This window comes from Streptomyces sp. NPDC093085, assembly GCF_040683935.1.
Taxonomy (GTDB): Bacteria; Actinomycetota; Actinomycetes; order Streptomycetales; family Streptomycetaceae; genus Streptomyces.
The window spans coordinates 152,424-165,028 of sequence record NZ_JBFBFB010000017.1 but is presented as its reverse complement, the minus strand read 5'-3'; the positions used below and the strand labels follow the sequence as shown (position 1 = coordinate 165,028).

At 71.3% G+C, this 12,605-nt stretch carries 15 protein-coding genes; 9 read left to right on the top strand and 6 right to left on the bottom strand.

Annotated features, from left to right (window positions below; translation table 11 throughout):
- Window positions 1-57: 57 nt before the first annotated feature.
- The gene (locus AB0O07_RS32695; RefSeq protein WP_365640276.1) at window positions 58-519 is read right to left on the bottom strand and encodes a hypothetical protein; all 462 of its coding nucleotides are present in this window, start codon (window positions 517-519) and stop codon (window positions 58-60) included.
- A 184-nt stretch (window positions 520-703) separates the two neighbouring features.
- On the opposite strand from AB0O07_RS32695, the gene AB0O07_RS32690 reads away from it, so the two are divergent.
- The 3 genes from AB0O07_RS32690 to AB0O07_RS32680 all read left to right on the top strand — a co-directional run bounded on the left by AB0O07_RS32690 (window position 704) and on the right by AB0O07_RS32680 (window position 3,703).
- The gene (locus AB0O07_RS32690) at window positions 704-1,735 is read left to right on the top strand and encodes a hypothetical protein (protein WP_365640273.1); all 1,032 of its coding nucleotides are present in this window, start codon (window positions 704-706) and stop codon (window positions 1,733-1,735) included.
- 200 nt (window positions 1,736-1,935) lie between these two features.
- Window positions 1,936-2,331: a hypothetical protein gene (locus AB0O07_RS32685; protein ID WP_365640271.1), complete on the top strand. Its 396-nt coding sequence runs from the start codon at window positions 1,936-1,938 to the stop codon at window positions 2,329-2,331.
- Window positions 2,332-2,668: 337 nt separating this feature from the next.
- Window positions 2,669-3,703, top strand: coding sequence for an endonuclease/exonuclease/phosphatase family protein (locus AB0O07_RS32680; RefSeq protein ID WP_365640297.1), 1,035 nt, complete (start codon window positions 2,669-2,671; stop codon window positions 3,701-3,703).
- Window positions 3,704-3,753: 50 nt separating this feature from the next.
- Here the strand turns inward: AB0O07_RS32680 and AB0O07_RS32675 are convergent, their stop codons facing one another.
- The 3 genes from AB0O07_RS32675 to AB0O07_RS32665 all read right to left on the bottom strand — a co-directional run bounded on the left by AB0O07_RS32675 (window position 3,754) and on the right by AB0O07_RS32665 (window position 5,014).
- Window positions 3,754-4,245, bottom strand: coding sequence for an ATP-binding protein (locus AB0O07_RS32675; RefSeq protein WP_365640269.1), 492 nt, complete (start codon window positions 4,243-4,245; stop codon window positions 3,754-3,756).
- Between the two features lie 92 nt (window positions 4,246-4,337).
- Entirely contained in the window at window positions 4,338-4,724 is a 387-nt protein-coding gene (locus AB0O07_RS32670; RefSeq protein WP_365640267.1) for a VOC family protein, read from the bottom strand.
- Window positions 4,721-5,014, bottom strand: coding sequence for a metalloregulator ArsR/SmtB family transcription factor (locus AB0O07_RS32665; RefSeq protein ID WP_365640266.1), 294 nt, complete (start codon window positions 5,012-5,014; stop codon window positions 4,721-4,723). Before AB0O07_RS32665 ends, AB0O07_RS32670 begins: the two co-directional genes overlap by 4 nt.
- Window positions 5,015-5,103: 89 nt before the next feature.
- Between AB0O07_RS32665 and AB0O07_RS32660 the strand changes: the two genes are divergently transcribed.
- From AB0O07_RS32660 to AB0O07_RS32635, 6 genes are all read left to right on the top strand, one after another.
- Complete coding sequence (locus tag AB0O07_RS32660; protein WP_365640264.1) at window positions 5,104-5,937, top strand: M55 family metallopeptidase; 834 nt, start codon at window positions 5,104-5,106, stop codon at window positions 5,935-5,937.
- Window positions 5,938-6,147: 210 nt separating this feature from the next.
- Window positions 6,148-6,879: a GntR family transcriptional regulator gene (locus AB0O07_RS32655; protein ID WP_365640262.1), complete on the top strand. Its 732-nt coding sequence runs from the start codon at window positions 6,148-6,150 to the stop codon at window positions 6,877-6,879.
- A gap of 112 nt (window positions 6,880-6,991) precedes the next feature.
- Complete coding sequence (locus AB0O07_RS32650) at window positions 6,992-7,462, top strand: PTS sugar transporter subunit IIA (RefSeq protein ID WP_365640259.1); 471 nt, start codon at window positions 6,992-6,994, stop codon at window positions 7,460-7,462.
- The gene (locus AB0O07_RS32645) at window positions 7,459-7,743 is read left to right on the top strand and encodes a PTS sugar transporter subunit IIB (protein ID WP_365640257.1); all 285 of its coding nucleotides are present in this window, start codon (window positions 7,459-7,461) and stop codon (window positions 7,741-7,743) included. Before AB0O07_RS32650 ends, AB0O07_RS32645 begins: the two co-directional genes overlap by 4 nt.
- Window positions 7,744-7,975: 232 nt before the next feature.
- On the top strand, window positions 7,976-9,421 hold the full coding sequence (locus AB0O07_RS32640) for a PTS ascorbate transporter subunit IIC (protein WP_365640254.1): 1,446 nt from the start codon (window positions 7,976-7,978) through the stop codon (window positions 9,419-9,421).
- Window positions 9,422-9,569: 148 nt separating this feature from the next.
- On the top strand, window positions 9,570-9,818 hold the full coding sequence (locus tag AB0O07_RS32635; protein ID WP_365640251.1) for a hypothetical protein: 249 nt from the start codon (window positions 9,570-9,572) through the stop codon (window positions 9,816-9,818).
- A 63-nt stretch (window positions 9,819-9,881) separates the two neighbouring features.
- On the opposite strand, the gene AB0O07_RS32630 is transcribed toward AB0O07_RS32635, so the two are convergent.
- Together AB0O07_RS32630 and AB0O07_RS32625 are read right to left on the bottom strand one after the other, a co-directional pair.
- Window positions 9,882-11,120: a Gfo/Idh/MocA family oxidoreductase gene (locus AB0O07_RS32630; RefSeq protein WP_365640248.1), complete on the bottom strand. Its 1,239-nt coding sequence runs from the start codon at window positions 11,118-11,120 to the stop codon at window positions 9,882-9,884.
- Window positions 11,121-11,149: 29 nt separating this feature from the next.
- A complete protein-coding gene (locus tag AB0O07_RS32625) occupies window positions 11,150-12,604 on the bottom strand; it encodes an extracellular solute-binding protein (RefSeq protein WP_365640245.1) in 1,455 nt (484 codons plus the stop codon).
- Window position 12,605 lies beyond the last annotated feature (1 nt).

Sequence of the window (12,605 nt, the reverse complement as noted above, 5' to 3'; positions counted from 1 at the left end):
CCCCGCCCCCCCCCGCCGTCCGGGGGCGCCCCCCGCGACCGTTTCCGGCTCTCCGGCTCAGGGTTCTCGCATGTAGAAGTGGTAGAAGGCCGCGGCGGCCGTACCCGCGCCGATCGCCAGCCCGATCCCCGACGACAGCAGCACGCTGTGCCCGGTGAGGCTGTAGAGGAAGCCGACGGAGCCGCCCACCAGCACCCCCCAGGCCGCGGCCCGCACCTCGCGCGGCAGGGCGTGCCCCACCCTGAGCAGCGCGAAGAGCAGCAGCGCGAAGACGGCGCCGGAGATCAGCGCCAGGGCGAGCTGGCCCCAGGTCGCGGGGCCGCCGCTGCGCGCGATGGCCTGCGCGTACGCCCCGTAACAGATGCCCAGGAAGAGCGGGACGCCGATCGTGAGCGGGGAGAGCCGCCCGCCCCGCCCGCCGCGCCGGGGGGAGGGGGACGGGGTGTACACGCGGTGCGCTCCTTGCGGACGGAGCGGTGCGCCGTGGTGGCGTCCGCGCAGCCGAACAGGTGTGGCCATGACCGGGACTCCTTCCCTTGCCCCTCCCCCTCCAGGGCACACCCGGGTGCCGCGCCCGTCAAACCGCGCCATGCCGCGCCCCTTCCGCGCCGGGCCGGCCGGTGCCTCACCGGGCCGGCCGATGTCTCACCGGGTCGGCGGCGCACCGCTAGCGCCGTCCGGCGGCGTCGCGTTCGCTGGAAGGGTGCGGACCAGCCACCGGTCATTCCTCGCGAAGTTCTCCGCTTCCTCCGTCCGTTCCGCTCTCTCCGTCGCCCTGATCCTCCTGCTGACGCTGCTCGTCCCCCTCAGCGCGGTCGCCGCCTGGACCGGTCTGGAGATCGGCACCACCCGCCGCTTCGTCGCGGCGACGGCGCCGCTCTCCGCCGACCCGGCGGTACGGAAGGCGCTGGCGGACCGGATCACCGAGCAGGTCATGACGGAGATCCACGACAGCGGCGGGCTCGACGCGGGGCCGTTCCAGGCGGACCTGGAGCGAGCGGTGCGTACGTTGCTGCACGACGCCTTGTTGTCGTTCACCGATTCCGCCGCGTTCAAGAACGCGTGGCGCACTGCCGTACGGGCCACTCACTCCACCATGGAAGAGGCGCTGTCCAAGGGGCGCGGTAACGCCGTGACGCTCGACCTGGCGCCCGTCGTACGGCAGGTGAAGGCGCAACTGATCTCCGACGGGGTGCCGTTCGCCGACCGGATCCCCGTACGGGACACCCGGATCGTGGTCCTGGAGGCCGACGGGCTCGGGGTCTGGCGGCAGGTCGTCCAGGGGCTGCGGGCCGCCGGGATCTGGCCGGCCGTGGGGACGGCGCTGCTCGCGGCGGGGGCGGTGGCGCTCGCGGCGGCGGGGCGGCGGAGCCGGGCGGTGAGCGGGGCCGGTCTCGCGGTGGCGGCGGGCGGGGCGCTGCTGGTGGTGGCCGTCGCGGTGGCGCGGGCGACCGTACTCCAGGACCTGCCGGACGACGGCGACCGGCAGGCCGCTGCCGCCTTCTACGACGCGCTGACCGGCTCGCTCCGTGTCTGTGGCTGGGCCCTGCTCGCCGCCGGGCTGCTGCTCGCCCTGGCGGGGTGGCCGGCGGTGTGGCTGACGCGGCGGCTGCGCGGCCGGGGCGGGGGAGCGCGGGGCGGGGAAGCGGGGGGTGGTACGGGCGGGGAACCCTCCGTCAGAACACCCGGGTCACCACCCGCCTCGCCGGACTTTACTCAATCTTTATGCCGATAACACCCCTCCGAATATCCCTTTTGTCCCATTCGGAGCAGTATGGGGGTATGAGCCAGAACACAGCACAGCGGCCCCCCACTACGGGCATGGGCACAGGCACAGGTACTGGTACAGGCATGGGTACGGGCATGGGTACCGGGGTTGGACACGGCACCGGCGCTCATGCGGAAAGGAAGGCCGCCTGGGCACTTGGCGGTAGCTTGTTCGCCGGCGTTCTGATGCTGGTGACGGGCGCCACGAACATTCTTCAGGGGGTGGCGGCGGTCAGGCACGACTCGATCCTGCGCCGCCTCACCGGTTACGCCTACACGTTCAACCTGACGTCGTGGGGCTGGATCCACATCGCGATCGGCATCGTCCTCGCGTGCGTGGGTTTCGCGCTCCTCGCCCGGATGGGGTGGGCACGGTACGCGGGTATCGCCATCGCGGCGCTGAACCTGGTCGCGCAGTTCATGTACCTGCCACGCCAGCCGGTCTGGGCCGTCGTGGGCATGGCCCTGTCGGCGTTCATCATCTGGGCGCTGGCCAACGACCGCTACGGATTCGGAGCCGGCGGAGGATCCCGGGGCGGATCCGGGTACGGCGCCAGAACCTGACGGCACGGCAGAGGGTTCCGCGGTACGCGGACCATCCGCCACCCACCCTCGCGGGAACAGCGGTTGAGGTCGCTGTTCCCGCATTCACGTGTCTATGGCGACCGTGCGTGCGGAAGTATGGGGGCTTCCAGCAGTCTGAGCGAGAGGCTTCGTTTCCTTGACCGGCTCTTCCTCCGACTTCTCATCCGACTCCTCGTCCGACTTCTCATCCGGCTTCTCATCCGGCTTCTCCGACGCCTCCTCCGGCTCCCCTGCCTCGTCGCCCGCGCCACCGCCGTCGCCGGTTCCGTTGCCGGTTCCGTCGCCACCGCCGCTCTCCCGGCCGCTCCCGCAGCGCCTGCTCGTCGGGGCCACCGGGCTCTTCCTCCTCGCCGCCACCGTGCTCCTCGCCTGCCGCGCCGCCGGCACCGACGGCGTCACGCCCGTACCGCAGCTCCTCGCGTTCCTGCCCTGGCTGCTCGTTCCCGCCGGGCTCGCGCTGTCCCTCGCCGCGCTGCTGCGCTGGCGCGCCGGGACCGCGTGGGCGCTGGTGGTGCTGGGCGCCGCCGGATGGTTTCTGCGGCCGTACGACACGGGGCCGGCGGGCGACGCCTTCCCCGGCCCCGGCCCGGTCGCGCAGGCGCGGGCGGTGGGTGGCGGAGGGCCCGAGGAGGCGTCCGAGGCGGGGACGGCGCCCGGGGGCGGGGGCGGGACGGGGCCGGTGGCGATCCGCGTGCTGACGTCCAATGTCGAGTTCGGGCACGCGGCGGAGGGCCTCGTCGACGCGATCCGGCGCGAACGGCCGGACCTGGTCTTCGTCCAGGAGTGCGAGTACGCCTGCGTCCGGCTGCTCACCGAGCGGATCCCGCGCGCCGACTACCCGTACCGCAACGTCGTCGCGGCGAGCGGCGCGGAGGGCTCCTCGATCCTCTCCCGCTTCCCGCTCACCGACACGCCGGGCATCCCGGGCACGCTCGCCATGCCCGGCGCCGCGGCGCGCGTCGGCGGCCGTACGGTCCAGCTCCAGCTCGCCCATCCGCTGCCGCCGATCCCGGGCATGGTCGCCCACTGGCGCACGGAGCTGGACCGTATCCGTACGTACGCCGCCGGGGAGCGGGCGGCCGGGGCGCCGGTGATCCTCGCGGGCGACTTCAACGCCACCCGCGACCACGCCGCCTTCCGGGCCCTCCTGGACGCGGGCCGGCTGCGCGACGGGGCGCTCCTGGGCGGGGCCGGCCGTACGCCCTCCTGGCCGGCCGACGTGCCGCGTCCGCTGGGTGCGCAGATCGACCATGTGCTGGTCAGTGACGACTTCGCGGTACGGGGCGCCCGCTTCCTGGATCTGGCGGACACCGATCACCGGTCGCTGGTGGTCGACTTGGCGCTGTACTGAGCGCGGGCGCGGGCGCGGGCGCGTACGTGAGCGCGGGCGCCGGCGCGGACTCACCCGGAGGCCCCCGGTCCGCCCCGTCCTCCGTCCCCGGGATCGGTCGCCCCCGCCCCGCCACCCGGCACCTTCAGCAGCGCCCAGACCCGTTTCCCCGGACCCCGGCGCGGGGTGACGCCCCAGTCGTCGGCGAGCGCGGCGACCAGGGCGAGGCCCCGCCCGCGTTCGTCCTCGACCCCCGGGACGCGCGGGTTCGGCAGCGACTCGCCCGCGTCCTCGACCTCCACCCGGAACACCCCGTCGGCCCGGTAGAGGGTGACGGCGATCTCCCGGCCGGGTGGACTGCCGTGCCGCAGCGCGTTGGTGACCAGCTCCGAGAGGAGCAGGGCCGCGGTCTCGCCGGGGTCGCCGGTCAACCCGATCCGGTTGTGCAGGACTTCGCGGGCGCGGCCGACGCTGCGGGGGTGGCTGGGCAGCCGGAAGGTGACGGAGCGGCCCGCCGGATCGCGCTGTTCGTCGTGGTGCTTCGTGGGGGCGTCGTGGTTCATGGGAAGGAACTTCCCCGTAATGGGACATTTACATTCGCTGCTCGCGAATATCCCGTTCGGGTCCCGTTCGCGTCTCTTCCCGGTCGTTCATCTCACGAGACGTGCATGATCTGGATCAGGTTTCCGCAGGTGTCGTCCAGGACGGCCGTGGTGACCTTGCCCAGGTCCAGCGGCTCCTGGGTGAAGCGGACGCCGAGGGCGCGCAGCCGTTCGTACTCCGTCCGTACGTCGTCCACGGCGAAGGCGGTGGCCGGGATGCCGTCCTCGACCAGGGCGGTCTTGTACGGGCGTACCGCCGGGTGGCCGTCGGGCTCCAGCAGGAGTTCGGTTCCGCCGGGGTCCTCCGGCGACACCACGGTCAGCCAGCGGTCGTCGCCCACGGGGACGTCGGCCTTCTTCTCGAAGCCGAGCAGGTCGGTGTAGAAGCGCAGCGCCTTCTCCTGGTCGTCGACGAAGACGCTGGTCAGGTGGATCCTCATGGGGTGCTCTCCGGTGCGTCGGGCCTGAGCCACCGGGTGACGATGCGCTCAAGGGGTTCGGTGTTCAGGTCGTGGAACTTGTACCGGCCCTGGCGCCGCGTACGGACCAGCCCGGCCGTTTCGAGGACGGCCAGATGCTGGCTGACCGCCTGCCGCGTCAGGCTCAGACCGTGCTTGGTCACCAGCCGCGCGCATATCTCGAACAGGGTCTGGCCGTCCCGTTCCACCAGTTCGTCCAGGATGTGCCGGCGGGTGGGGTCGGCGAGGGCCTTGAAGACATCCTCCGTCATACCCACCACGATAGGCAAGTGAACACTTGCCTATCAAGTGGGGCGAGCCCGTAGGTGAAGGCTCAACCAAGCCATAGGGTGGCCGCATCATGAAGGTGCTCATCTCAGTCGACATGGAGGGCATCTCGGGGCTCGTGCACCCTTCCGAGATGAACCCGGATCGCCACGACTACGCCCATGGGCGCGCGTTGATGACGGCCGAGGCCAACGCCGTCGTCGCCGGTGTCCTCGACGCCGAGCCCACCGCCACGGTGCGGGTCGCGGACGCGCACGGGACGTTCCGCAACCTCCTGCCGGCCGAACTCGACCGCCGGGCCCAGCTCGTACGGGGCAAGCCGCGCCCGTACGGCATGCTCGGCGGGATCGACGCGGAGACGGAAGCCGTCCTGTTCGTCGGCTATCACGCACGGGCCGGCGTCGGGCCCGCCGTGGTCGCGCACACGATGAACGGCAACATCCTCGACGTCCGGGTCGCCGGGCGCTCCCTCGGCGAGATCGGGCTCAACGCGGCGATGGCCGGGGCGCTGGGGGTGCCGGTGGTGCTGCTCAGCGGCGACGACACCGCCTGCGCGGAGGTACGGGAGCTGATCCCCACCGCCGTGACGGTGCCCGTCAAGCAGGCGCTGGCCCAGGCCGCCGCGGTCACCCTCCACCCGGAGGAGGCCCGCGAACGGCTGCGCCGGGCCGCCGCCGAGGCGATCACGCGCCGGGCCTCGGTCCCGCCGCTGGTCCTGGACGGCCCGTTCGACGTCGAGGTCGACTTCACGGAGCCGCACATGGTCGACCTGGCGACCCTGGTCCCCGGCGTCACCCGCACCGGCCCCGACGGCGGCCGTACGGTCACCTTCATCGTGGACGCCTTCACCGACGCCTACCGGCTGCTCCTCCTGCTCGTACAACTCTCCACGGTGCGGCCGGCCTGACAAGCGGCAGAGGTCATGACGTCATGATGACTCCGCGCCGCGCCGTCTTTCGCCGGGGAGCGGTGACCGCGTCCATCTCGCCTGGTCAGAGCTGATCACGCCTCAGATGAGGCAGTCGCGCGTTACGGGAGAATTGCCTATTGACGTCTTCTGGGGTTCTAGTCATCATGACGTCTTGATGACAACAGGGGCTCGATGAGGAGACCATGGATGGCCGAGCACAAGTACGCGCAGGTACGGGACCACCTGCTGCGCCGGGTGAGCGGTCTTCCCGTGGGCGGTCGGCTTCCACCGGAGGCCGCGCTCTGTGAGGAGTACGCGGTGAGCCGCATCACACTGCGCCGGGCCGTGGAGGAGCTGGTCCACGACGGGCATCTCATCCGGGAGCACGGCCGGGGCACCTTCGTCACCCGGCCCCGGTACGCGCTGAAGCACCGGGAGCGGTTCGTCAGCGAGGTCACCGGGTTCTTCACCCAGATGACCCGGCAGGGCCACACCGTCACCTCCGAGGTGCTCGTCCAGGAGCGGACGCTCGCGGGCGCGCGGCTCGGGGCGGCGCTGGACATCAGCCCGGCGGCCTCGGTCGTACGGCTGGAGCGGTTGCGCCGGGTGAACGGGGTCACGCACCACCTCGCGGAGTCGTATGTGGAGGAGGAACGGTTCGCCGATGTCCTGACCGCCGACTTCACCGCCACCTCGCTCTACGCCTACCTGCGCGCCCACCACGACGTGCTGCTGGCCCGGAACGAGATCGTCGTCGGGCTGCACACCTGCGACCGGCGCGAGGCGGAGCTGCTCGGGGTCGAGCCGGGGTCGCCGCTGCTCCTCGCGACCTCGCGGGTGTTCGACCTCGACCGGAAACCCGTGATCCACGGGACGTCGAAGTTCCTGCCGGAGACGGCGGAGCTGTCCTTCGACATCGTCGCCGATGACGCCGGGTGACCGGCGGTGCCGGGTGGCCGCCGGTGCCGGGCGGACGACGCTGCCGAATGATCGCGGGTGCCGCTTGACCGTAGGTGCCCGGTAGCCCTGTAAACGTACGGAGTCTGTCCCCATGCTCATGCTCAGTGAAGTGCTGACCGAGGAGAAGATACGTTTCTCCAGTGAGGTCCTGGAGTGGCGCCAGGCCGTCACCCGGGCCGCCGAACCCCTCCTCGCCGCCGGTGACATCACCCCCGGCTACGTGGACGCCATGATCGACGCGATCGCCGCCGGCGGTACGTACATCAACCTCGGGTACGGGATCGCGCTCGCCCACGCCCGCCCCGAGGCCGGCGCCGTACGGACCGCGATCTCGATGCTCCGGCTCACCGAGCGGCCCGCCCCGCTGCTCGGTCTGCCGGAGCATTCGGTCGACCTCTACTTCTGCTTCGCCGCGGCCGACACCGCCGCGCACACCCAGGCCATGGCGTCCCTGGCCCGCATTCTGTCGGACACGGAGACCCGCGACGCGCTGCGCGCCGCACGCTCCGCCGCCGATGTCACCCAGTTGATCACTCGATTCGAGGAGCGTGCATCGCGATGACGAAGTTCCTGGCCATGTGCAGTACCGGGCTCGGCAGCAGCTTCATGGTGCGGATGAACATCGAGGACATCGTGCGGGAGCTCCAGCTCCCCGATGTCACGGTGGAACACACCGACATCAGCTCGGCGGGACCGGAGAGCGCCGATGTGTTCTTCGTCGCGAAGGACCTGGCGGAGGCCGCGCAGGGGCTCGGCGATGTCGTGGTGCTCGACAGCATCATCGACAAGGACGAGCTCCGCGAGGCGGTCAAGGCCGCGGCCGGGCGCCACGGGCTGCTCTGACCCGCCCGCCTTCCGGCGCGGGCCGCTCCGGCCCGCCCGCCTCCTGACCCGGGCCGCTCCGGCCCGCCCACCTTCCGCGCGGGCCGCTCCGGCCCGCCCCTTTCCTGATGCGGGCTGCTCCGACGCGGGCGCCCTCTCTTCGTCGCCGCGCGCCTCCCCCCGGCGCCGGCGAACTCAGTGACCCACCACACCGATCACGGCTCCGCCGTGCCCGTGGAGAGGCGTTTCCGCCATGAACAGCGTTCTCAACACCTTCGTCGACATATTCCGTGAGCCGTCCGTCATCATCGGGCTGATCGCGCTGCTGGGCCTCGTGCTCCAGCGCAAGTCCCTCTCCGACACCCTCAAGGGCACCATCAAGGCCTTCGTCGGATTCCTGGTGCTCGCCGCCGGCGCGGGGGTCGTCTCCGACGCGCTCACCCCGTTCGGCGAGATGTTCCAGCACGCCTTCGGCGTCCAGGGCGTCGTGCCGAACAACGAGGCCATCGTCGGCAAGGTCCTCACCGACTACGGTTCGCAGGCCGCGCTGATCTTCTTCTTCGGCATGGTCGTCAACGTGCTGCTGGCGCGCTTCACCCGGTTCAAGTTCATCTACATGTCCGGCCATGTCGCGCTCTACCTCGCCGCGATGATCGCCGTGATCCTGATCGCGAACGGCTTCAGCACCTGGCAGGCGATCCTCTGGGGCGCCCTCGCGCAGGGCCTGGTCACCACCCTCTCGCCCGCGCTCGTCCAGCCGTGGATGCGGCGGGTCACGAAGCAGGACAACGTGGCGCTGGGCCACACCGGCAACTTCGGCATCGCCACCAGCGGCCTGGTCGGCAAGCTCGCCGGTGACACGAGCAAGTCCACCGAGGACCTGAAGATCCCCAAGAACCTCGGCTTCCTCCGCGACACCACCGTCGTGATCGCCGTCTCGATGGGCGTCATCTACCTGCTGGTGACGGTGATCGCGGGCGCGGGGTACGTCGAGGAGAAGCTGAGCGGCGGCCAGTGGTACCTGCTCTGGTCGGTCATGCAGGCCGGAAAGTTCTCCGCCGGTGTCTTCATCATCCTCGCCGGTGTCCGGGTCGTCCTGGCCGAGATCATCCCCGCGTTCAAGGGCATCTCCGAGAAGCTGGTCCCCAACGCCAAGCCCGCGCTCGACGTCCCGATCGTCTTCACCTTCGCCCCCAACGCCGTCCTGGTCGGCTTCCTCGCCAGCTTCGTCGGCGGCCTGATCGGCATGGGCGTGCTGGTCGCGGTCGGCGGCACGATCATCATCCCGGGCATCGTCGCGCACTTCATGACGGGCGCCGCGTCCGGCGTCATCGGCAACGCGACCGGCGGGCGGCGCGGCGCGGTGCTCGGCGCCATGACCAACGGCCTGATGATCACCTTCCTGCCGCTGCTCGTCCTGCCCTTCCTGGGCGATGTCGGCCTCGCCAACTCCACCTTCTCCGACGCGGACTTCGGCGTCGCGGGCTTCCTGCTGGGCAGCGCCGTACGGTGGGGCCACACGGCGGTGATCGTGCTGATCCTGGCGTCGCTGGCGGCGGTGCTCGTCGGCAGCGCGGTGGCGGGACGCCGGGAGGCGGCGAAGGCGGAGGCGGAAGCGGGCGCTGGCGCGGGCGCGGAGGCCGAAGCCGGTGCGGGTGCCGATGCCGGTGCCGAGGGGGCGTCGCGGTCGGCCGGGTGACGCCGGGGTGATGTGCCGGGGTGATGCCGGCGGCCCCCGACTGCCGCTTTCCCCCCGCTGACGGGGCGGAACAGGAAGGTCCGGACCTTTCGGAACCGGAGTGGACCCGCCTGTTCCGCCCCGTCGCCGCTCGTCTAGCCTCCCGTCCATGCTTTGGTACGAAGCGCAAGCGAACGAGAACGCCTTGCTGGTCTTCGACGGCAACGTACTGGAGGTGTTCGGGCTCCCCGAGACCCACCGCTACCACGCCTGGCAGGAGCCCAGGCTGGAGTTCAGCAGCGGGATACGGCCCCGGGTGACGATCATCCCGCGTACGGGACACCGGCTCTCGTTCGCGTACGACGCCCACCGGCTCGCCGGACTGCGGGCGCTCGCCCACCGCCTCGCCGCCCTGTGACCGGAGCGGCGGGACCGCCCCGGCTCACCCCTCCGACGTACCCGGGCCCTCAGCCGCCCCGGCTCACCCCTCCGAAACGCCAGGCGCGCCGGGCGCGTCGCCGAAGTCCGGGATCGGGAGGCGTTCCCCGCCCTTGAGGGCCGACGCGTGCGCGACGATCCCCGGCAGCGTGTAGCGGGCCGCGACCCACGCGTTGACCGGGGGCAGGGTGCCGGTGGCCACCGCCCGGACGAAGTCGTCCGCGAGGAAGTGGTGGCTGCCCTCGTGGCCGTTGGTGACGTTCGCGAACTCGGCGGGCAGCCGCGACCGGTCGTGCACCGGCGCCGAGCCGGAGGTGAACGCGTCGCGCAGCGCGGGCGACACATGGGCGAGCGACGGGTCGTCCGGGGAGAGCGTGGGCTTCGGCCGCAGGTGGTCGGTGACGTCCTGGACGCCCTCCTTGTCCTGCCAGACGCTGACTGTGGCGAGCTGCTCCAGGCTCCCCTCCGTACCGAAGAACCGGAAGCGCGACTCCCGGATGTGCGAGGGGTAGCCGACCCGCCGGAACTCGTTGATACGGAACGAGCCGCCGCCCGCGACCTCGAAGAGCGCCGTGGCGTTCGAGAAGTCGTTGTCGAACTGGCTGACGTCCTTGTCGAAGACCCCGTCGCCCCGCTCGTCCCGTACCCCGATCGCCGACACGCTCACCGCGTGCGTACGCCACGCCCCGAGCACCCCGCCCACCGAGTGCGTCGGGTAGAGGAGGGGCGGATAGCTGGCCGTCGCCTTCCACCCCTCGCCGCCGCTGTACCGGTACGCGTCGTAGAACCCCAGGTCCATGTCGTGCACATAGTCGCCCTCGGCATGGAAGATCCGGCCGAAGGCGCCCGCGGCGACCTGGTCACGGGCGTACACGGTGGCCGGGTTGTACTGACTGGTCTCGCCCATCATGTACGTCAGCCCGGTCTCCCGTACGGCCTCGATGATGGCGGCGATCTCCTCCTCCGAGACCGCCATCGGCACCGCCGAGTACACGTGCTTGCCGGCCCGCAGCGCCTGGACGACGAGCGGGCCGTGGGTCCAGCGCTGGGTGAAGATCCCGACCGCGTCGACGTCGGAGGCGAGCATGGCCTCGAAGGAGGGCACGGTGCCGTCGAGGTCGCACTCGGCGACGAGCTTCTCGGCGCGCTCGGGGAGCAGGTCGGTGGCGAGGATGGCGCCGACGCCGGGGTGGAGGCGCCAGAGCTTCGCGAACTGGCCGGCGAACTGGCCGGCGCCGACGATGCCGAGGGAGAAGGGGGAGGAGGGGGAAGGCAGCGACATGGAACACCTTTCGATGAGTGCGGGGGGATTCAGCGGTTGCCGTCGTCCTGCGCGAGGATGCGGTTGATCTGCCGGTTGGTCGTGGTGAGGCTGCTCGCGGGGGCGCCGTTGGCGTACACGTTCTGGATGGCGGGGCGCATGAGGGCGTTGACGTCGGCCGCGTAGTTGGTGACCGGGAACGAGAACGTCGTCCCGTCGGCGATCGGCCGGGTGAACGCCGTGACGTCGATGCCCTGCTTCCGGTACGCCGCGACCGCCACCTCCGTACCCGCCTTGGAGGCCGGGAAGACGATGCCCTGTTTCCCGACCTCCTTCTGGCAGGCGTCGGAGGCGAGGTACGCGACCCAGCGCTGCGCGGCGGGTTTGCGCGCGCCGCGCCGGGTGAGGGAGTCGGCGAGGCCGTTCCGCATGGTGGCGCGCTTTCCGGAGGGGCCGACGGGGGTGAGGGCGGTGCGGGCCTCGATCTTCGGGAAGTTGTAGATGGTCCGGGTCATCCAGGCGCCGTGCAGGGCGATGGCGGCCTGGCCGGAACCGAGCTGTACGTCAGCCTTGTTGGACTTGGAGAAGACGGTGTACGGGGCGAGATACCCCTTCTCCGCGAGGCCGAAGTACCAGTCGATCGTGGACTGGAAGCTCTTCTGGTCGTAGTTGTAGTGCGTGCCCCAGGCCTTCTTGTCGGTGTAGCTCCACCCGGCGGAGCCGGTGAAGGCGCTCCACTGGGTCTGCCCGTTCTCCTCGCCCGCGTCATTGCCGGCCAGCCCGTACGTGGCCACGCTGTGCCGGTCGAAGCCGGGTTCGTCGCCGCGCCGGCCTTCGGTGTCGACGGTGAGGCGGGCGATGGTCTTCTCGAAGGTGCCGCCGTCGACGGGGTTCCAGTCGAGGGAGTTGAGGGTTTCGGCGGAGATCCCGGCGGCGTCGGTCTTCTTCTTGTCGTAGAACATGGCGACGGTGTCCCAGTCCTTGGGCGCGCCGTAGCGGTGCCCGTCCTGCCCGGTCCAGGAGGCGGCGAGGCCGGGCTGGTAGTCGGAGTCCTTGATGGACCGGGTGGCGGGGAGCAGGTCGAGCGGGGCGAGGACGTCCAGGTCGACGAATTGCGCGAACTTGGTGATGTGGTCGGTGAAGACGTCCGGTTCGGTGCCCGCGATCATGCTGGCGGTGAGCTTGGTCCAGTAGTCGTCCCAGCCGATCTGGGAGATCTTCACCTTGGTGCCCGGGTCGGCCGCTTCGAAGGCGGTGGCGCACCGCTGGTAGCCGGGGAGCTGGTTGGAGTCCCAGAGCCAGTACGAGACGGTGCGGCGGGCGGCGGCGGAGTCGGCGCCGTCGCCGGTGGAGCCGGTGCCGACGAGGGAGGCGCAGCCGGTGGCGAGGAGGGAGAGGGAGAGGGTGAGCGGGAGGGCGACGGAGCGGGCTCGGGCGGTGGCGGCGCGGCTGACGAGGGCGGGGCGGCTGACGAGGGTGGGGTGGTCGACGAGGGTGGGGCGCATG